The sequence below is a fragment of the Aggregatilinea sp. genome (assembly GCF_036822615.1).
GTDB lineage: Bacteria > Chloroflexota > Anaerolineae > Aggregatilineales > Aggregatilineaceae > Aggregatilinea.
On the sequence record NZ_DAISHJ010000006.1, the window covers coordinates 97,702 to 116,763 of the forward strand.

The 19,062-nt window shown below is 64.0% G+C and carries 18 protein-coding genes and 1 pseudogene; 16 read left to right on the forward strand and 3 right to left on the reverse strand.

Annotation, left to right across the window (positions count from 1 at the left end; all coding sequences use genetic code 11):
• The first annotated feature begins 88 nt into the window (after positions 1 to 88).
• On the forward strand, positions 89 to 1,279 hold the full coding sequence (locus tag V7116_RS03815; RefSeq protein ID WP_324390558.1) for a glycosyltransferase: 1,191 nt from the start codon (positions 89 to 91) through the stop codon (positions 1,277 to 1,279).
• Positions 1,280 to 1,383: 104 nt separating this feature from the next.
• Here V7116_RS03815 and V7116_RS03820 read toward each other — a convergent pair whose 3' ends face one another.
• Positions 1,384 to 2,628, reverse strand: coding sequence for an MFS transporter (locus V7116_RS03820; RefSeq protein WP_324390559.1), 1,245 nt, complete (start codon positions 2,626 to 2,628; stop codon positions 1,384 to 1,386).
• Between the two features lie 174 nt (positions 2,629 to 2,802).
• Here V7116_RS03820 and V7116_RS03825 point away from each other — a divergent pair, with 174 nt between their 5' ends.
• The 5 genes from V7116_RS03825 to V7116_RS03845 all read left to right on the forward strand — a co-directional run bounded on the left by V7116_RS03825 (position 2,803) and on the right by V7116_RS03845 (position 7,662).
• Positions 2,803 to 3,525: a response regulator transcription factor gene (locus V7116_RS03825; protein WP_324390560.1), complete on the forward strand. Its 723-nt coding sequence runs from the start codon at positions 2,803 to 2,805 to the stop codon at positions 3,523 to 3,525.
• Positions 3,522 to 4,781, forward strand: coding sequence for a sensor histidine kinase (locus V7116_RS03830; protein WP_324390561.1), 1,260 nt, complete (start codon positions 3,522 to 3,524; stop codon positions 4,779 to 4,781). Before V7116_RS03825 ends, V7116_RS03830 begins: the two co-directional genes overlap by 4 nt.
• Before the next feature lie 284 nt (positions 4,782 to 5,065).
• Positions 5,066 to 6,031, forward strand: a complete 966-nt coding sequence (locus V7116_RS03835) for an energy-coupling factor ABC transporter permease (RefSeq protein WP_324390562.1) — start codon at positions 5,066 to 5,068, stop codon at positions 6,029 to 6,031.
• Positions 6,032 to 6,112: 81 nt separating this feature from the next.
• Positions 6,113 to 6,904, forward strand: a complete 792-nt coding sequence (cbiQ, locus tag V7116_RS03840) for a cobalt ECF transporter T component CbiQ (RefSeq protein ID WP_324390563.1) — start codon at positions 6,113 to 6,115, stop codon at positions 6,902 to 6,904.
• Complete coding sequence (locus V7116_RS03845; RefSeq protein ID WP_324390564.1) at positions 6,901 to 7,662, forward strand: energy-coupling factor ABC transporter ATP-binding protein; 762 nt, start codon at positions 6,901 to 6,903, stop codon at positions 7,660 to 7,662. Before cbiQ ends, V7116_RS03845 begins: the two co-directional genes overlap by 4 nt.
• A gap of 99 nt (positions 7,663 to 7,761) precedes the next feature.
• On the opposite strand, the gene V7116_RS03850 is transcribed toward V7116_RS03845, so the two are convergent.
• Both V7116_RS03850 and V7116_RS03855 read right to left on the reverse strand, forming a co-directional pair.
• Entirely contained in the window at positions 7,762 to 8,841 is a 1,080-nt protein-coding gene (locus tag V7116_RS03850) for an SAF domain-containing protein (protein ID WP_324390565.1), read from the reverse strand.
• Entirely contained in the window at positions 8,838 to 9,422 is a 585-nt protein-coding gene (locus tag V7116_RS03855) for an RNA polymerase sigma factor (RefSeq protein ID WP_324390566.1), read from the reverse strand. The genes V7116_RS03850 and V7116_RS03855 overlap by 4 nt, the downstream gene beginning before the upstream one ends.
• Before the next feature lie 228 nt (positions 9,423 to 9,650).
• Between V7116_RS03855 and V7116_RS03860 the strand changes: the two genes are divergently transcribed.
• The 10 genes and pseudogenes from V7116_RS03860 to V7116_RS03905 all read left to right on the forward strand — a co-directional run.
• On the forward strand, positions 9,651 to 9,923 hold the full coding sequence (locus V7116_RS03860) for a FeoA family protein (RefSeq protein WP_324390567.1): 273 nt from the start codon (positions 9,651 to 9,653) through the stop codon (positions 9,921 to 9,923).
• Positions 9,913 to 10,752, forward strand: a complete 840-nt coding sequence (locus V7116_RS03865; RefSeq protein ID WP_324390568.1) for a FeoB small GTPase domain-containing protein — start codon at positions 9,913 to 9,915, stop codon at positions 10,750 to 10,752. Before V7116_RS03860 ends, V7116_RS03865 begins: the two co-directional genes overlap by 11 nt.
• A complete protein-coding gene (locus tag V7116_RS03870; RefSeq protein ID WP_324390569.1) occupies positions 10,749 to 12,170 on the forward strand; it encodes a nucleoside recognition domain-containing protein in 1,422 nt (473 codons plus the stop codon). Before V7116_RS03865 ends, V7116_RS03870 begins: the two co-directional genes overlap by 4 nt.
• Positions 12,171 to 12,380: 210 nt before the next feature.
• A complete protein-coding gene (gene selD / locus V7116_RS03875; RefSeq protein ID WP_442891755.1) occupies positions 12,381 to 13,439 on the forward strand; it encodes a selenide, water dikinase SelD in 1,059 nt (352 codons plus the stop codon).
• Positions 13,440 to 13,557: 118 nt separating this feature from the next.
• Complete coding sequence (cysS, locus tag V7116_RS03880) at positions 13,558 to 14,784, forward strand: cysteine--tRNA ligase (protein ID WP_324390570.1); 1,227 nt, start codon at positions 13,558 to 13,560, stop codon at positions 14,782 to 14,784.
• A gap of 124 nt (positions 14,785 to 14,908) precedes the next feature.
• Complete coding sequence (locus V7116_RS03885) at positions 14,909 to 15,763, forward strand: hypothetical protein (RefSeq protein WP_324390571.1); 855 nt, start codon at positions 14,909 to 14,911, stop codon at positions 15,761 to 15,763.
• Between the two features lie 90 nt (positions 15,764 to 15,853).
• Positions 15,854 to 16,159, forward strand: coding sequence for a S24 family peptidase (locus tag V7116_RS03890; RefSeq protein ID WP_324390572.1), 306 nt, complete (start codon positions 15,854 to 15,856; stop codon positions 16,157 to 16,159).
• 220 nt (positions 16,160 to 16,379) lie between these two features.
• A complete protein-coding gene (locus tag V7116_RS03895) occupies positions 16,380 to 17,219 on the forward strand; it encodes a vWA domain-containing protein (protein ID WP_324390573.1) in 840 nt (279 codons plus the stop codon).
• 9 nt (positions 17,220 to 17,228) lie between these two features.
• Positions 17,229 to 18,002, forward strand: a complete 774-nt coding sequence (locus V7116_RS03900; protein WP_324390574.1) for a protein phosphatase 2C domain-containing protein — start codon at positions 17,229 to 17,231, stop codon at positions 18,000 to 18,002.
• Positions 17,999 to 19,062 (forward strand): annotated as a pseudogene (locus V7116_RS03905) (DNA-binding protein); the annotation flags it as partial. The gene V7116_RS03900 and the pseudogene V7116_RS03905, both read left to right, overlap by 4 nt.

Below are 19,062 nucleotides of genomic sequence, written 5' to 3' on the forward strand. Positions count from 1 at the left end.
GCTATTTGGCGGGGTTTATAGCCCAGTACGCTGATAGTCACATAAACCCTAGGAGGCTACCCTGTCCACTCGTCTACGTATTCTCATGATGACGCATCATCGCCGGCACAAAGCCCAGGCAAGGCCGCACATCATCGCCAAGTATTTGATGGAGCGCGGGCACACGGTCAAGCTCATCGTCACCGCAGAAACGGCGCGCACCGGCATCGTTGAATCGGAGTGGGACGGCGTGCCGATCGTCGAGATGCCCGATCTGCTGTTCGGCAAGGCGCGGGCCGGGTGGGACGTCTGGAACGCCTACAACCGCACCCGCTACCTGAAGAACGAAAACAACTGGGATCTCGTGCACTGCTTCGAGACGCGCCTCTCGACCATCTACCCGGCGATGCGCTACGTCAAGCAGCATAACCTGCCGTGGATCACGGACTGGAACGACTGGTGGGGGCGCGGCGGCATCATCGCGGAAGCGCGCCCGCGCTGGTATCAAATCCTGTTTGGCCCCGCCGAGACGTACTATGAAGAAGCGTTCCGCACCAAAGCGGACGGCCTGACCGTGATCTCGCGCGCGCTGGGTAAACGCGCCGAAGGGTTGGGGATGCCCGCCGATCACATCCTGCGCCTGCCGGGTGGCACGCTGCCGGAGCTGTTCCAGTCGCGCACCACGGCGGAATGCCGGGTGCATATGGGCCTGCCCGAAGAAGGCGTGATCCTGGGCTTTTCGAGCATGGACTCGCACTTCGACCTGGAGCTGGTGATGCGCTCCGCCGCCATCGTCAAGGAAAAGTTCCCGGACCTGAAGATCCTGATCACGGGGCGCGCCGGGGAAGAGGTCAGGCAGATCGCCAGCCAGCACGGCATGGAAAATAACCTGCACCTGACGGGCTTCCTGCCCTTCGAGGAACTGCCCTGGGCGCTCGGCTGCGCGGACCTGTTCCTGCTGCCGTTCCCCGAAAAGGTGTACAACGTCGGGCGCTGGCCGAACAAGATCGGGGACTATATGAGCATTGGCCGCCCGACCGTCTCGAACCCGGTGGGCGACATCAAGCCGCTGTTCGAGGAAGATCGCATCGGCTTGCTGGCGGCAGAAGAAGCAGGCGACTTCGCGGATAAGATCCTGTGCCTGCTCGAACAGCCGGAGCTGGCGCGCGAGCTGGGCGAAAACGCGCGCCGCACCGCCGTCGAAAAGTACGACTGGCGCGTGCTGATCGGCAAGCTGGAAGATTTTTACGTCGAGGTGCTCGAACGCACGAAAGCCACCAAACACGTTACGGCGGTTTAAGGTCGTATATTCGGCAAACGGATGCGAACGAAAAAGGCTCACTGCGCGTGAGCCTTTTTTGATGCGTTGGAGGTAGCAGCCCGCTGAAGCGGGATTCTTCGCCTCTACCGCCCCGTAGCAGCTTCCGCAGCGGCGCTTTGCAGCGACGCACGCTCCTCGCGCCGGGCCAGCATCAGCCGGATCAGGCTGTACAGTCCCAGTACCATCAGCGACATCACAAACAGCGCCACTTCGATCGTGTCCAGGCCCCACGCATCCGCCATCACGCCCAGCAGCGCGGGGATGATCGAGATTCCGGCGCTGGCCGCCCCAACCTCGAAGCCGATCGTGTTTGGCGCGTGGCGCGCGCCGACGCGCTGCGCCGTGGTCGAGATCAGCGCGGGGAAGATCGGCGCGAGCGAGAATCCCAGCAGGCCGACCGCGATGACGCCCGAATTGGCGAACGGATTCCACCACAGCAGCGCCGTCCCGGCGATCGCGCCCGTCGTGCCCATTTGCAGCAGGCGCGCCATGCCCAACCGCGCGCTGGTCACACCGCCCATGATGCGGCCCAGCGTGAACATGCCCCAGTACGTAGCGACCCAAACCCCGGCGACGTCTTCCGCAATCCCGCGCGATTCGGTGAACAGGGTATAGCTCCACTGCCCGACGCTGTATTCCAGCGAGGCGTAAATCGCAAAGATCGCGGCGCTGATCCAGGCCGCGTGCAAACGGGCCGTTTCCAGCAGCGAGGGCGCGTTCTGCGGTTCCGGCTCGGCCTTCGCCGCTGCGTCGCGCGCCTTGACGTCCCCGCGCCACATCGAGGCCGTGGCCGCGAACGCCACCGCCAGCACGATCTGCGCCACACCGACGATGGCATAACCAATCCGCCAGGGCCGACCACTGTCGATCACGCCGGTCATAATCAGCGGGCCGAGCGTCATGCCGACGCCGAAGCTCGCGTGCAGCCACTGCATCATGCGCTCGCTGCGGTTGGCGGCGACGTACGTGTTCAGGCCCGCGTCAATGGCTCCCGCGCCCAGGCCGGAAACGAAGCCGAGCGCGACCATCATGCCCCATACGGGCGCGATGGCGTTGCCGATCAGCGCGGTCGCCGTCAGCAGCGAGCTGAGCGCCAGCAGCCGCCCCACGCCCAACCACGCCAGCAACCGCCCGCTGCTGATGCTGGACAGGAAGTAGCCTGCCGTGCCGGTGATAAAAATCATGCCGATGGCATCGATCGGCAGGTGGAATGTGCCCCGGATTGAAGGCGCGGCGACGCCCAGCAAACCATCGGGCAGCCCCAGACTGATAAACGCCACGAAAATGAGCAGCGTGAGAAACAACGCAGAACGACGTGCAGCGGACATAGAACGACTCGTTACCCTTTCAAAAATCAGGCGACACCACCCCGGCGCGGATTATACCGGGCGGTCGGGCATTCCGGTATGAGCCGGGTGATTGATCCAGGAATTTTACAGGTTTGCCCCGGCTCGACCAGCGGATGTAAGGTCCCCGTAAGGATTCATTCCTATAATCGAGCTATGAGCAAACAACAGACCATTCTGGTGGTGGACGACGAAGCGACGCTGCGCGAAGTGGTGCGCCGCTATTTGGAGCGCGAAACGTTCCGTGTGATCGAGGCGGACAGCGGCGTGGCGGCGCTGCGCCTGCTGCGCGAGGAGCGGCCCGACCTGATCGTGCTGGACGTGATGCTGCCCGGCCTGGACGGCTTCGCGCTGGCCCGCCGCCTGCGCGACCCGGCGGATCGCGGCGTGATTCTGGTCGAAGGCAGCGTGCCGATCGTGATGCTGACCGCGCGCTCCGAAGAAGCCGACCGGCTGGCCGGGTTCGAGCTGGGCGCGGACGATTACGTGGTCAAGCCGTTCAGCCCGCGCGAGTTGGTAATGCGCATCAAGGCCGTGCTGCGCCGCGCCGCGCCCGATGTACCGCAGTCCGCGCAGCCGCTGACCATGGGAGATCTGACGCTCGATCCTACCGCGCATACTGCCCGGCGCGGATCGGTGGAAATCGCGCTGACGGCCAAAGAATTCGAGCTGCTGTGGTTCCTGGTCAACCATCCGCATCAGGTGTTCACCCGCGCCCAACTGCTCGATCGCGTCTGGGACTACGATTACTACGGCGACGAGAGCACCGTGACGGTGCACATCCGCCGCCTGCGCGAAAAGATCGAGCCGGATCCCGGCGCGCCGATCTATTTACAAACCGTGTGGGGCGTCGGCTATAAGTTTGAGGGGCCGGTATGAGCGGGATACGGCACGGCTGGCGCGCGTTAGGCTTGATCCTGCTGGCGATGGTCGCGGCGCTGGCCGCGGCGGTGGCCTTCGTCGCGCTGATGCTCGATCCGCCGCCCGGCGACCTGCGCCTGCTGGTGCTGTTCATGTCCGGCAGCGGCGGCGCGACCGTCCTGGCAACTTACGTGCTCTACCGCCAAAGCTTGATCCGGGGCTTTTCCAGCCTGCGCTGGGCGCTGCTGGCGAACGTCGCCATGATCGTGGTCGTGGTGCTGCTCAACGTGTGGTTTACCGCGCAGTTGATGTTCATCAGCCAGCACGACCTCGTGCTAACCATTGCGCTGCTGGTCTTTGCCGGGCTGACGGCGCTGGCGTTTGGGATCTTCGTCGCCGGGACGCTTACCGACCGCATCCGCGCGCTGGCGGGCGCAGCGGACCGGCTGGCCGAGGGCAAGCTCGACACGCGCCTCGACGTCACCGGCAGCGACGAGCTGGCCGACCTCGCGCATTCGTTCAACTGGATGGCCGACAGCCTTCAGCGTACCGACGAGCAGAAGCGCCAGATCGAGAGCGCCCGCCGCGCGCTGATCGCGGGCATCTCGCACGACCTGCGCACGCCGCTAACCTCGCTACGCGCGATGATCGAGGCCATCGCCGACGGTGTGGTGGACGACCCGGCAACCGTCACGCGCTACGTCAACACCTCCCTGGCCGAACTCCAGCACCTCAACACCCTGATCGATGACCTGTTCGAGCTGGCGCGGCTGGACGCGGGTCAGGTGGACATGCAGATCTGCCCCGCCTCGATGACCGACCTGATCTCGGACGTGATCAGCAGCATGAGCGCGCGCGCCGCCCAGCGCGACGTGGCGCTGGTGGGCACGGTGGAGACGGACATCGACCCGATCGAAATGGCGCCCGACAAGATCCAGCGCGTGCTGGTGAACCTGCTCGACAATGCGCTGCGCTATACGCCGCCCGGCGGCCAGATCGCCATCCGCGCCCGGCGCGACGGAAGCGCGGTCCGCGTGGACGTGCACAACACGGGGTCCAGCATCGACGCGGCGCACCTGCCGCACGTCTTCACCACGTTTTACCGGGGCGAGCCGTCCCGCGTGCGCGGCGACGACGGTCACCGGGGCACGGGACTGGGGCTGGCGATCGCGCGCGGCTTCGTCGAGGCGCACCACGGCAGGATCTGGGCCGACAGCACTCCGCTGCGCGGCACGACGTTCAGCTTCACGCTGCCCGTGCAGGCGGCGGCGTAACGGGGCGAGGCGGCCCAAGGTTTTGTAGGGGCGGGACTTGCTCCGCCCGTTTTCCCCTCAATCTGTTTGCGCCCACCGTAGGGGCAATTCATGAATTGCCCCTACGGAATCGCGTGTGGCGCGGGAACATATTCCGATACGCCCCGCTAAAACATAATTCCCCATTTCCCGTATCTACATCCAGATGTAATTTTTTACATCTAGCGCATTCAGCGCTATGATGGAGCGTTGTGCAGCCCAGGCGGCTGGACGGTGCGCTATCCGTACTTATTGAGGAGATCCCCGTGTTTGGTCCCATTTTTTTGGCGATGCATATTCCTGATGGCTTCGTAAACGTCCCGGTCGGGCTGGTGGGCTGGGCATTGATGATCGTGTTCGTCGGCGTGGCGCTGCGGCAGACCGGGCGGCAGCTTGGCGAGCGCCAGATCCCGCTGATGGGCGTACTGGCGGCGTTCATTTTCGCTGCACAGATGATCAATTTCCCCGTGGCGGGCGGCACGTCCGGGCATTTGTTGGGCGGCGCGCTGGCCGCGATTCTGCTCGGCCCGTGGGCGGCGGTGCTGGTGATGACCAGCGTCATCGCGGTACAGGGCCTGCTGTTCCAGGACGGCGGCCTGCTGGCGATGGGCTTCAACACGATCAACATGGGCATCCTGACCGCCTTCGTCGGCTATGCGGTTTATTCGGTGGTGCGTAAGGCACTGGGCGGCACGCCCACGGCCTCGATCGTCGGCGCGGCAGCAGCGGCGTGGGTCACGGTCGAAGCGGCGGCAACGGCTACGTCACTGGAGCTGGCGATCTCCGGTACATCCGCGTTGGACGTGGCACTGCCTGCGATGGTCGGCGTGCATGCGGTGATCGGACTGGGCGAGGCACTGGTTACGGCGGGTGCGGTGGCGTTCGTGCAGCAAACCCGTCCCGACCTCATGCCACACGCGCAGGCATCCGCCAGCAGCACGCGCGGCACAGGCTGGATCGCCGCCGGACTGGTGCTAGCGCTGGCCGTGGCGTTCGCGTCGCCGCTGGCGTCCTCGCATCCCGACGGGCTGGAGCGTGTCGCGGAAGATAAAGCGTTCATGGACGAAGCGGAAGACGCGCCTTACAGCATCCTGCCCGATTACACCGTGCCGGGCATCGACAACGAAACGGTCACGACCATCGCGGCGGGTGTGATCGGCGTGCTGATCGTCGCGGCGGTCGGCTATGGCGCGGCGCGGGTCAGCCAGCGCGAGCATTCTCCGCAGGCATAAGCGCAGCAGTTGCGATACACTGAGGGGCAGTTTGCGAACTGCCCCTTGCCCCTATTGCGCCTGATTCTCTCGTTGCAGCCGATGTCCGATTCCCTCTCCCAACGCTACCAACCCGGCAGCAGCCCCCTTCACCGGCTCGATCCGCGCGTGAAGCTGGTCGTCACGCTGATCCTGGTGCTTGGCATCACGCTGACGCCCGCGCAGGCGTGGCCCGCATACCCGCTGCTGTGGGCGCTGGTCGCCAGCATCGCAGCGCTGGGTGGGATCGGTGCGGGGCGATTGGCGCGGCTGGGCAGCGTGGCGCTGCCGTTCGCGCTGGCTGCGGCGACGCTGCTGTTCACCACGCCCGGCGATCCGGCGGCGCACGTGCTTGGCCTGACGATCACGCACGAAGGCATCGCGCGCTTCGCGGCGGTGGTGCTCAAAAGCTGGCTGGCGGTGCAGGCCGCGCTGCTGCTCTCCCTGACGACGCATCCCACCGATCTGTTATGGGCCTTAAGCAGCCTGCGCGTGCCGACCGTGCTGGTGCAGATCCTGTCCTTTATGATCCGATACCTGGACACCCTGCGCGACGAAGTGGACCGGCTGAATCGCGCGCGGGCCTCACGCAGCGCCAGCGTACCGGGGCACAAATCGGGCGGAAACGTGGTGTGGCGCGCGACTGTCGCGGGGCACATGGCGGGCAGCCTATTTTTGCGCAGCCTGGAACGCAGCGAGCGCGTCTATGCGGCGATGCAGGCGCGCGGCTACCGGGGCGAGATGCGCGTCCTGGCCGCGCCGCCGCTCACCCCGCGGGCGGTGCTGTGGGGCGCGGTCCCGGTGATCGCGCTGGGCCTGATCGAAGCGCTGGCGGCGCTGTGGTGGCACAGATGAACGGAAACGAGATCCCGATGAATGAGGACTGCGCGGTCGCAATCGAACACCTGACGTTTCGTTATCCCGATGGGCGGCTGGCGCTCGATGATGTCTCGCTGCGCGTGGCGCGTGGGGAACGAGTGGCGCTGGTCGGGCCGAACGGCTCGGGCAAGAGTACACTGATGCTGCATCTCAACGGCATTTTGGGCGCGCGGAACGGCGGGGTGCAGGTGGACGGCCTGCCCGTACAGGACGCGCACCTGGGCGCGATCCGGTCGCGGGTCGGGCTGGTGTTCCAGAATCCCGACGACCAGCTCTTTTCGCCGCGTGTCGAACAGGACGTCGCGTTCGGGCCGCTGCACATGGGCCTGCCGGAAGCGGAGGTCCACGCCCGTGTGGACCGGGCGCTGGCGGCGGTCGGCATGGGGGACTATGCCGGGCGCACCAGCGTGCACCTGAGCGTGGGTGAAAAGAAGCGCATCGCGCTGGCGACTGTGCTCAGCATGGACGCGGATCTGCTGGTGCTGGACGAGCCAAGCGCCGGGCTGGACCCCCGCGCGCGCCGCGACCTGATCGCGCTGCTGCGCACCTTCGAGGATTGTACCCTGCTGGTCAGCTCGCACGACATGCGGCTGGTGTGGGATCTCTGCGCGCGCGTGGTCGTGCTGGACGGCGGGCGCATCGTGGCGGACGGCCCGACGCGCGATCTGCTGGCCGACGCGGACCTGATGGAGCGCCACGGCCTCGAAGTGCCCTGGCCGAAGAACAGTGGTTAGTGGTCAGTTTTCAGTAGTTCGTTAAAAGCAAGGGCAAACGGCAAAAAAACGGGCGGGTCTGCAAACCCGCCCGTATAGGTTTTCTCCGATTTCCGGGCGTTATTGCCCCACCGACGCCACCTGATCGGCCAGGATCGGCTGCCACTGCGGAATATCCACCAGCGTAACCGCACCGGAAAGGCTTTCGACGGCAGCACCCGGAACCCGATCGGCGGGCCAGTAGGTCACGATCACATCCTGATCGAGCGCGCTTCCCGCTGCGGGGAATGCCAGCGTCGTGCCCGCCGGGATATCCCGCGCGGCAATGTACACCAGCCGCAGGTCGGTGGGCCGGACGTATTGCAGAGGCAGTGCATCACCTGACGCGCTGACGGGGGTAGCCGTCGCCATGATGTCCAGGAACGGCGTCGGTGTAGCGAGATCGCCCGGAACCGACGTGGGCGGCAGGGCCGTCGGCGGAAACTCGGTGGCATCGAACGGCACCGGCGTCGCGGTAAACGTGGGCGAGGCCGACGCCATGTTCGCAGCGGTCGCCTGTGGCTGCGGAATCAGGATCGCGGTGCCCGGTTCCGGCAGCACGCAGGGCGGCTCCAGGTTATTCAGCGCGACAATCTGCTCCACGACATCAGGATCGTTCAGGCCGAACTGCGCGGCAATGCTCAGGCAGTCGTCGCTGGGCTGCACGGGATAGTAAAACACAGCGTTATCTGCCGGGCCACCGGGGATGGGCGTCGCGGTCGCCGGTACTGTCGCCAGGATCGTCGGCGTGGGCGAGCGCTGCGCGGCGGGCTGATCGGGATTTCCCGCGGGCGGCACGATACCCGACGCCGGGCCTGACGGCGGGCGGCTGCTGACCACGAACAATCCCACTGCGAACAGCGTCACAGCCAGCGCCGCCGCGATCAGCGTATAGGATGGGCGGATGGAACGCATCTTCGGCAACGCGGTGCTTGTAGGGAAACGCAGAACTTGCTGCATGATGGTTTTCCTCTCCTGCGATGGTTTGGTTTGGAGCTGCGCGACCAGCCGGTCTTCCAGCGCCTGCTTGAAGTCCGGGCGGCTGCGCGGAACCGTGCCCGCCAGATCGTCCGGGGCCTCATAGCCGGTCGGCTCGCCGTGCTCCAGAAGTCGATCGATGGCCGCGATGAAGTCGGTGTCGTGCGTATGGTTATGCGTCATCGCTGGCCTTCTCCTTCCGGCTCAGGCTGGTACATCCGCTGCAAGTCCTCGACCGCCCGGCTGAGGTGCGACGCGACGGTGCGCTCGTCCAGCCCCAGCACAGCGGCGATCTCCCGGTTGCGTAGTTCCCCGAAGAACCGCAGCGTCACGATCTCCTGTTTGCGCGGCGACAACATCTCGATGGCCTGCCGCAGCTCCCAAAATCGTTCCTTGTCCGCGAAGACCTGATCCGGCGAGGGCAGGTGACTCTCGATATCCGGCAGATCGTCGAGCGGAACCGGTTCGTGGCGGACGTGGCGCTGGCGATAGAACTGCTGCACGCGGCTGTGCGCGATGCGGAACAGCCACGCCGCGAACGATCCGTCGCCCCGCCATTCGAACTGGCCGATCTTCTCGACCACCAGGGCAAACGTCTCGGCCACCACGTCCTCGGTGTCCTGGTTGCGACCGATCCGGTAAGCGGTATAGGCGAAGACACGCGGAAAATACCGCTGGTACAAAACCCGAAAGGCATCGGAGTTGTGCCGCAGGTCTTCGAGAATCTGCTGCTCGTCGATCGGTCCCTGTGTCATGTCCGGCATGAATGTGTCCATCGTGCGCACTACAAAGTAAAACGCAGTACGGATACAAAATACTGCGTTCCATCCCCCAAAAAGTCCAATTTCGCTCGAAAGTCCTCGCCGTTAAGGGAAAATCCAGCAAATTTTTACACTTTATTGTTTGACATTTTGGTAAACCTAAAATATAATCTCAACAATATCCAGAAAACGAGAACAAAACACGGAAATCATAATCGGCACGAGGCCAACATGAATGTTCACACATCCCCCACGACACGCACCCTGGCCGACCTGATGCCCGGCGACACCGGCATCGTCGCCGCGCTGCACGCCAAAGGGCCGGAGCGCCGCCGTTTGATGGACCTGGGCATTCTGCCCGGCACGCGCATCGAAGTCGAGCTGCGCAGCCCGCTGGGCGACCCAACAGCCTACAAGGTTCGCGGCACACTGGTCGGGCTGCGGCGCAGTCAGGCACAGCAGATCACATTGCAGGGGGACGAGGAGGCACAGAATGAGCATTGACACTATGAGCACCGCATCAGCCTGCGCAACCTGCCCGGTTAACCGCCACATGGCGCGGTTGGGCGTCAACATCGACAACTGGGATTATGTCATCGCACTGGCAGGCAATCCCAATACAGGCAAGAGCACGGTGTTCAATTCGCTGACCGGCCTGCGGCAGCACACCGGCAACTGGCCGGGCAAGACCGTCGCCCGCGCCGAAGGCGGCTACGAGTACGACAACAAGCGCTATAAGCTGGTGGACCTGCCCGGCACGTATTCGCTGCTGGCCGCCAGCGTGGACGAGGAAATCGCCCGCGACTTCATCCTGTTCGGCCAGCCGGACGTCACGGCCATCGTCGTGGACGCGACGCGGCTGGAACGCAACCTGAATCTGGCCCTGCAGGTGCTCGAAATCACCGACAAGGCGGTCATCTGCCTGAACCTGATGGACGAGGCGCGGCGGCACGGTCTGGCTGTGGATGACCGGCGGCTTGCGCGCGACCTGGGCGTGCCCGTCGTCCCGATGTCGGCGCGGCAGGGCGAGGGCATCGCGGAGCTGTTGAGCACGATCAACGACATGGCGCAGGGCCGCGTCGCCACCAAACCGCATCGCATCGGTAAGACGCATAACGCGGCGTTCGATGGGGCGGTGGAAATGCTGGTGGCGCAGATCGAAGCGGCCTATCCCGGCCTGCCCAACGCGCGGTGGGTCGCGCTGCGGCTGCTGGACGGCGACGATCAGATCGAACGGGCCATCCGCGACGGCAGCCTGGGCGATCTTTCGAAGGGCGATCGCACGCAGGCCGTCTCTGAACGGCTGATGGTAGCGGAGATACCGGCGCGATGAGCACCAACGTTGACATTCTCTCTACGGCAAAAGGGCTGCGCGCGGGCCTCTCCGACGAGTTTCACGATCACCTGACCGAAGCGCTCTATACCAACGCGACGCAGATCGCGGACCGCGCGGTAACGCAGCCGGGCGAGCGTCCGCGCTTCGACCTGGACCGCAAGATCGACCAGCTCGTGACCAGCCGCACGTGGGGCTTCCCCATGATGATCCTGATGCTGACGGTCACGTTCTGGCTGACGATTCAAGGCGCAAACGTGCCGTCGCAAATGCTCTCCACGCTGCTGATCGGGGATCTGCAGCCGCTGCTCAAAGATGTGGGCGCGGCGCTGCACTTCCCGTGGTGGCTGAGCGGCGTGCTGTTCGACGGCGCGTACCTGTCGGCAGCGTGGGTGATCAGCGTGATGCTGCCGCCGATGGCGATCTTCTTCCCGCTGTTCACGCTGCTCGAAGACTTCGGCTACCTGCCGCGCGTGGCGTTCAATCTGGACCGGATGTTCAGCCGCGCCGGAGCGCACGGCAAGCAGGCGCTTTCGATGACGATGGGATTCGGCTGCAACGCGGCGGGCGTGGTCGCCACCCGCGTGATCGACAGCCCGCGCGAGCGGTTGATCGCGATCATCACCAACAACTTCGCCGTGTGTAACGGGCGCTGGCCGACCCTGATCATGGTTTCGACCGTGTTCATCGGTAGCGCGGTCCCGGCGGCGATGGCCGGGCTGATCTCGGCAGCGGCAGTCGTCGGCGTCGCGGTGCTGGGCGTGGTGATGACCTTCCTCGTCTCGTGGTTCCTGTCGAAGACGTGGCTCAAGGGCGAGGCGTCCGTGTTCAGCCTGGAGCTGCCGCCCTACCGTCGCCCGCGCATCTGGCAGACGATCTACACGTCGGTCATCGACCGCACGCTGATCGTGCTGTGGCGCGCAGTGACGATGGCGATCCCGGCGGGCGTGGCGATCTGGGCACTGTCGAACGTCACCATCGGGGATGCCAGCCTCGCGGAGCACCTCGTGGGCGCGCTGGACGGCCTCGGCTGGCTGATGGGCCTCAACGGGGTAATCCTGGTCGCCTATATCCTGGCGATCCCGGCCAACGAGATCGTGATCCCGACCGTGCTGATGCTGACCGTGCTGACCACCGGCCTGACCGGCGTGGGTGAGGGCGCGGGCGTGATGTTCGAGCTGGACTCCAGCAGCGCGATCCGCACCGTGCTGCACGCGGGCGGCTGGACGACGCTGACGGCGATCAACCTGATGCTGTTCAGCCTGATCCACAACCCGTGCAGCACCACGATCCTGACCATCTTCAACGAGACCAAGAGCGCCAAGTGGACGGCGGTCGCGGCGCTGCTGCCGCTGGTCATGGGCTTCGCCATCACGATCATCACGGCCACCATCGCCCGCACGCTGGGATTGGTCTAACGACGTAACCGCCCGTAGGGGCAATTGCCACCCCGCCAAACCATGTTTGGCGGGGACCCCGGCTCATGAATTGCCCTTACGCGCGTATCACACCCCGTTCCGCGTAAGCCGCCAAATCCGAGTTCCACAAAATCACACTAATCCTATTGCGGATTTAATCTCCCTCAGGCATACTCCGCACCTATCGTTCGGACAGCGGCGGACCTATTCATGACCCGCGACGAGATTTTCCGGCTGACGGCCCTGTCATCCTGCGCCGGTTGAGCGTCCAAGCTGGCCCCTGAGGCCCTGGCGCACGTGCTGCGCCCGATGCAGGACCTGTTCCCTGCCGCAGAGTCGCCCGACCTGTTGGTGGGATTAGGCACGCCTGATGACGCCGCCGTGTACCGCCTGGATGACGAGCGCGCGCTGATCGTCACGACCGACTTTTTCACGCCGATCGTGGACGACGCGTATGCCTACGGCGCGATTGCGGCAGCCAACGCGCTCAGCGACGTATACGCGATGGGCGGATCGCCGCTGCTGGCGCTGACCATCGCCGCGCTGCCGCCCGATCTGCCGCCGGACATATCGAGCGCGATCATGCTGGGGCTGGCGGAAACGGTGCGCGGCGCGCACGCGGTCATCGCGGGCGGGCACACGATCCAGGACAAAGAGCCAAAGGTCGGGCTGGCGGTGGTCGGATTGGGGCATCCCGATCGCCTGCTGACGAAGGGCGGCGCGCGACCCGGCGATGTGTTGGTGCTGACCAAGCCGCTCGGCACGGGCTGCATCACCACCGCGGCCAAAAACGACAAAGCCGATCCCGCCGCGCTGCAAGAGGCGGTCGGCTGGATGACGCGCCTCAACCGCGACGCGGCGGAAGTCGCCGTCGATCTCAACTTACACGCGGCGACCGACGTCACCGGCTTCGGGCTGTTGGGCCACGGCACGGAAGTGGCCGCCGCCAGCGACGTGACGCTGCGCCTGTCGTTCGAGCGCATCCCGTTCATGGCCGGGGCATGGCCCTGCGCGGACCAGTGGACGTTCCCCGGCGGCGCGTCCGCCAACCGCGCGGCGTACGAGGCGGGCGTGGCCTTCGACCCGGCGCTGGACGAAATGCGCCAGATGATGCTGTTCGATCCACAGACGAGCGGCGGCCTGCTGATCAGCGTACCGCAAGATCGGCTGGACGCGTTCGCGGCAGGCATGGCAGCGCGCGGCGCAGCGTGGTGGCCAATCGGCACGGCAGAGCTGCGCGGGGCGGCTGGCATCATCATCACGGCCTGATCCGTATTATTGGATCATCGCAAGAGACTTCGCAGTTTAATCACAGCCCAGCGATAATCCTCTATAGGTTTGGCACATCTTCCGACTACTCTATTTGCGCGTAAGGGACAAAAGCACTGTGCATCTCTATAACACACTCTCCGGCCAGCTTGAGCCGGTCACCAGTGACGACAACATCTTCCGCATGTACGTCTGCGGTGTCACGCCCTACGACACGACGCACCTCGGACACGCCTTCACCTTCGTGATGTTTGATGTGCTGGAACGCTACCTGGAATACCTGGGCTACGAGACGCAAACCGTGCAGAACGTGACCGACATCGACGACGACATCCTGCGCCGCGCGCGTGAAGTCAACATGGCCTGGAACGAGCTGGCCCGCCAGGAAACGGAAAAGTACCTGGCCGATATGCGGGCGCTCAACGTGCGCCCGCCCGATCATTTCGTCTACGCGACCAGTATGATCGAACAGATTCAGGCGATGGTCTCCGCGCTGCTGGAAGGCGGCTACGCCTACGTCAGCGGCGGCAGCGTCTACTACGACGTGCGCAGCGATCCCGATTTCGGCAAGCTGGGCAAAATGAACTACGAGGACATGCTGGCGACGGCCAACGAGCGCGGCAACTTCCCCGACGACCCGAACAAGCGCGATCCGCTGGACTTCGTGCTGTGGCAGGCGGCCAAGCCCGGCGAACCGACCTGGGACAGCCCGTGGGGCGAGGGGCGCCCCGGCTGGCACATCGAGTGCTCGACCATGAGCACGCACTACCTCGGCCCCAAGATCGACATTCACAGCGGCGGCGAGGATCTCGTCTTCCCGCATCATGACTGCGAGATCGTGCAGTCCGAGCACGCGACGGGCGAGCGTCCCTTCGTGCGCTACTGGTTCCACGTGGCGATGGTCCGGCTCAACGGCGAAAAAATGAGCAAGTCGCTGGGCAACATGCTGTTCGTCGGCAAGCTGCTCGAGACTTATTCGCCCGATACGCTGCGCGTGTACCTGCTGATGCACCACTACCGCGACGCGTGGTCCGCCGATGGCTACGAGGACGATCTGAAGCGCATCGGCGCGATGCTGAAAAAGTGGTGCGAGGTGTTGGCCCGGCCCAGCGAGGGCGAGCCGTTCGACGCCTCCTCGTACGAAGCGGACTTCCGCGCGGCGATGGACGACGACCTGCACACGGCGGGCGCGATCGAGGCCATGGATGCGCTTGCCAGTGCGATCGATGCGGCGGCGCTGCAAGGCCAGGACGTGATCGCTGCCCAAAATCTGCTGCGCACGCTGGGCGATACGCTCGGCCTGCGCCTGGATACGCAGCATCCCGGCTGCGACGAGCCGCAGTAGACAAAAAGCAAGTCGTCAGTGAATAGTTTTTGGTCGTCAGTTAGGGCAAAAGCTGGAGGCTGTTGTGAACGTCTGGCCCTCTATTTCTCGCTCAGAAAGTTCATAACAGCCTTCAGGGGAAATCATGAACGATGTAGAGACACTGCACACCTGGGCGCGTTCGTGGCTGGCGCGCCGTGCAAACTTGATTTTTGAGCAGTCTCACTCGATTTTTGGCATTCAGTTTCTTACCATTCAGGCGCTTCTGAATAATGTATTGTCTGTTGTACCGGATGAGTTCGATACTTTTGAAGCCCTTTATGATGCTTTGCTGATAACCGCTCAAACGGCCTCGAATCGCGTACTTAAGGACATGGTAGGTCGCAATCCGGGATCTGCCGAAAAGGTTGCCTATGAAGAACGCGAGCGATTTAAACGGGCGCTTGAGGCGTTCGACCGAGGCCAGATCGCTGCCCAAAAACCGTTGCCTTACACCCGCACCCTTTTGTACGATGAAGCTGTACGTTTGTGGCGACAGGCGATACAGTGGTGGGGCTTCAAACACAACCACTGGTATCCTATCTTTGGTCCGCCTCGGCCTCAACACGTACTGGCATTTCATATAGACAAGTTTGGGGATGGCCTCAAGCTGGCGACTCTGCATCAGATACTACGTAAGCATGGTGTAGAGCGTGTTTTTGAATTCAGTGAAGGAAGCCCAACGGGCATTCAGGGTGGGTTTCCCGAACTAGAAGTTGAACTCGGAAATATGCTTCCAAGATATGGCGTGGCAGGCGGTGGCGTAGAGGGATATTGGTTTTCCAAAGATTTGGATTGGTTGATTTATGCTTCGCATGAAAGCTCAATCACGATTGGCGGAGAATGGCTACTCGAAGCTGTCCGGCGTGCTTGGCCGACATGGAAAGAGGGACTGTACGAGAAGTATCCAATAGCGTGCTCGCATTTAGGAGACTACAAACCAGATGGAGCGAGTTTTTAAGTTTCACACGACTACTCTTAATTCAGATCTAGAACCATATCAAAGTGTTTGGTTCTAAGGGCTGTCGCCCGTTCCGGCGGGGAGGGGGATATGGGCTGGGCAACCTATGCGATCGAAGCCCTGCAGCGCGGCGAAACAGTGACGATTCGTCCACATGGCGACTCGATGCGAGGGCGCGTGAACGATGAGGATCGGGTTACTTTAAAACCCGCGCACCTGGAACAACTTGCAGTAGGCGATGTCATCCTGGTCCGTGTCCGGGGCAACATCTATCTGCACCTGATCAAAGCCAGAAATGGGAACCGGTTTTTGATCGGCAACAATCGCGGCAGAATAAACGGATGGGTCGGCCCAAACGCCGTTTATGGTGTGGCTACCGATATTGAGCCGTCTTAACAGCCCTCACCACACGTCCCGGCTCGCAGCCGTTCAGGTATTGTAGGGGCAGTTCACGAACTGCCCCTCGCTGTTTCCGCCTCGTCTCACCCTCCCGGTTTCTCCCTGGGCTGAAACGGGCTAAAATCACCGTAATCCTCGCCGGGATGCAGCTTAAATCTTTAAGCCGCCGCAGCGCGTGGCTCCCCCAGGGGTGGGGTAATTAAAGGAGAGAGTTTTGATGGCTTACCAAGCTGAAATCAGCCGCTCGAATCCATCGTGCTTCCTGTTCCTGATCGACCAATCCGCGTCGATGGCCGATCCGTTTGGCACGGGGGATGCCAAGAAGAAAAAGGCGGACGGCGTCGCGGACGCGATCAACCGCCTGCTGCAAAACCTCGTGATCAAGTGCGCCAAGGCCGAAGGCGTGCGCGACTATTATCACGTCGGCGTGATCGGCTATGGCAAGGATGTCGGCCCGGCGTTCAGCGGTCCACTGGCGGGCAAAACGCTCGTGCCGATCAGCGAGGTGGCCGAGATGCCCGCGCGCATCGAGGAGCGCACCAAAAAGGTCGATGATGGCGCTGGCGGGCTGGTGGACCAGACGGTCAAGTTCCCGGTGTGGTTCGATCCGGTGGCGAACGGCGGCACGCCCATGTCGCAGGCGTTGATGCGCGCGACGAGCGTGATTCGGGGCTGGCTGACCGACCATCCCGACTGCTTCCCGCCCATCATCATCAACATCAGCGACGGCGAAGCCACCGACGGCAGCCCCAGCGCCCTGGCCGATGCCCTCAAGAAGCTCAGCAGCAGCGACGGCGGCGTGCTGGTGTTCAACCTGCACCTGTCGTCCACCGACGCCTCGCCCATCCAGTTCCCGGCGCACGAAGAGGGTTTGGCCGATAAGCACGCCAAGCTGCTCTATGCCATGTCCAGCCCGCTGCCGGACTACATGCGCACCATCGCGGCGCAAGAAGGCTTCAACGTAGACGAAGGCGCGCGCGGCTTCGTCTTCAACGCCGATATCGTCTCGGTGATCCAGTTCCTGGACATCGGCACGCGTCCGAGCAACTTGCGCTAGGCGGTGAGCATGCAGGTACACGCGCGCGTCTTCTGGCTGCCCAAAACCGGCAACACGGCGGAGGAATACGAAGACGCCTTTTATCCCAACCGCGACGGCGATTACGGCGGGACGCAGCTGCGTTTCGCCGTGGCCGACGGGGCCAGCGAAGGCATGTTGAGCGGGCAGTGGGCGCAGATTCTGGTGCGCGCCTACTGCCGCGCGATCAACACGTCGCAGATGCCCGATCTGCTGGCCCGCGCGCTGCCCTCGTGGCGCGACTGGAAACAGCACTACCTCGATCTGCGCGAACGCCAGGGCCGCCCAGTGATGTGGTTCGAGGAGCCAGGCCTGGAAAAAGGCGCGTTTTCGACCCTGCTGGGCCTGACCCTGCGCGACGGGGACGATCCCGGCTGGAACGCGACCGCGCTGGGCGACAGCTGCATGTTCCAGGTGCGCGCGGGCGCGCTGGTGACGGCGATGCCCATCGACGACGCGGAAGCGTTCGGGAGCCGCCCGTTCCTCATCGCCAGCAATCCGGCGCGCAATAACGGCCTGTTGGAGCGCGTGCACTATGCGACGGGCGACTGGCAGCCGGGCGATCGCTTCTACCTGATGACCGACGCGCTGGCGCACTGGTTCGTGCGCGAATGCGAAGCGGGCGCGACCCCGTGGACCGCGATCCTCGCGGCGGAGGATCCGGACGCGTTCGATGCCTGGACCGCCACCCTCAAGCGCGAACACCAGATCCGCAACGACGACATCACCCTCTTGTGCCTGGAGGTTGCCGAAGACGTGCCATGACATCCTGGCCGACGATGACCGACTACCAGGAGGCGCTGCAAAACCCGCGCTACAGTTTTAGCGACCCGGAGTTACAGCGCGGCACGCCTGTGCTCAACATGCTTGGCCTGCCCAAGCCCATCACGGGCGCGTTCGCCAGCGTGTACCAGATCGCCTCCAACGGCCATCAATACGCCGTGCGCTGTTTTTTGCGCTACCACGCCGACCAGGCCCAACGTTACGCGGCCATCAGCAACTATCTGCGGCTGGCGCGCCTGCCGTACATGGTCGAGTTCAACCTTCAGCCCAAGGGCATCCGTGTGCGCGGCGACTGGTTTCCCATCCTGAAGATGGAATGGATCAACGGCCAGCCGCTCGACAGTTACATCGAGCAGCACCTCGATCACCCCGCCGTGCTGCGCAATCTGGCGGATCGTTTCGCCAAGATGATCGGAGATCTGGGCCGCGCGGGCATCGCCCACGGCGACCTTCAGCACGGCAACATCCTGATCGTCAACCACCAGTTTTTGCTGATCGACTACGACGGCATGTACGTGCCCTCGCTGGACGGCATGACAAGTCACGAGCTGGGCCACCGCAACTACCAGCACCCCAACCGCCAGGAAACGGATTTTGGCCCGCACATCGACAATTTTTCCGCGTGGGTGATCTACCTGTCGCTGATGGCGCTCAGCGCCCAGCCGTCGCTGTGGCGCACGCTGCGCGCCGGGGACGAATGCCTGCTGTTCCGCCAGCAGGACTTCGAGCACATCAACACCTCACCCGCGATGAAAGCCGTCAGCCAGATCCCCGATCGCAACGTGCACGCCCTGGCGGAGCGCTTTCGCACGGCGGTCCTGTCGAACTTCGCGCAGGTTCCGTCCATTTTGCGCAATACGCCGCTGGCGGGCGGGGCGGAGCGGCGCATGGTGAGCGGGTTAAGCTGGCTGGAAGACTACGTGCGCCCGCACGAGCAGCGCGCGGTCCCGCCGCCGCCGACGCTGCCGGAGCAGCCCCCCGTCCACGCGGCGACGCTGACGGGCGGGTCGTCGTGGGTGCTCGACTACCTGCCGGAACCTAC

What these genes read in the sequence shown, in the direction of transcription:
- V7116_RS03815 (WP_324390558.1), top strand. Translation starts at nt 89, where the DNA reads ATGACGCATCATCGCCGGCACAAAGCCCAGGCAAGGCCGCACATCATC.
- V7116_RS03820 (WP_324390559.1), bottom strand. Translation starts at nt 2,628, where the DNA reads ATGTCCGCTGCACGTCGTTCTGCGTTGTTTCTCACGCTGCTCATTTTC.
- V7116_RS03825 (WP_324390560.1), top strand. Translation starts at nt 2,803, where the DNA reads ATGAGCAAACAACAGACCATTCTGGTGGTGGACGACGAAGCGACGCTG.
- V7116_RS03830 (WP_324390561.1), top strand. Translation starts at nt 3,522, where the DNA reads ATGAGCGGGATACGGCACGGCTGGCGCGCGTTAGGCTTGATCCTGCTG.
- cbiQ (WP_324390563.1), top strand. Translation starts at nt 6,113, where the DNA reads ATGTCCGATTCCCTCTCCCAACGCTACCAACCCGGCAGCAGCCCCCTT.
- V7116_RS03845 (WP_324390564.1), top strand. Translation starts at nt 6,901, where the DNA reads ATGAACGGAAACGAGATCCCGATGAATGAGGACTGCGCGGTCGCAATC.
- V7116_RS03850 (WP_324390565.1), bottom strand. Translation starts at nt 8,841, where the DNA reads ATGACGCATAACCATACGCACGACACCGACTTCATCGCGGCCATCGAT.
- V7116_RS03855 (WP_324390566.1), bottom strand. Translation starts at nt 9,422, where the DNA reads ATGCCGGACATGACACAGGGACCGATCGACGAGCAGCAGATTCTCGAA.
- V7116_RS03860 (WP_324390567.1), top strand. Translation starts at nt 9,651, where the DNA reads ATGAATGTTCACACATCCCCCACGACACGCACCCTGGCCGACCTGATG.
- V7116_RS03865 (WP_324390568.1), top strand. Translation starts at nt 9,913, where the DNA reads ATGAGCATTGACACTATGAGCACCGCATCAGCCTGCGCAACCTGCCCG.
- V7116_RS03870 (WP_324390569.1), top strand. Translation starts at nt 10,749, where the DNA reads ATGAGCACCAACGTTGACATTCTCTCTACGGCAAAAGGGCTGCGCGCG.
- V7116_RS03885 (WP_324390571.1), top strand. Translation starts at nt 14,909, where the DNA reads ATGAACGATGTAGAGACACTGCACACCTGGGCGCGTTCGTGGCTGGCG.
- V7116_RS03890 (WP_324390572.1), top strand. Translation starts at nt 15,854, where the DNA reads ATGGGCTGGGCAACCTATGCGATCGAAGCCCTGCAGCGCGGCGAAACA.
- V7116_RS03895 (WP_324390573.1), top strand. Translation starts at nt 16,380, where the DNA reads ATGGCTTACCAAGCTGAAATCAGCCGCTCGAATCCATCGTGCTTCCTG.
- V7116_RS03900 (WP_324390574.1), top strand. Translation starts at nt 17,229, where the DNA reads ATGCAGGTACACGCGCGCGTCTTCTGGCTGCCCAAAACCGGCAACACG.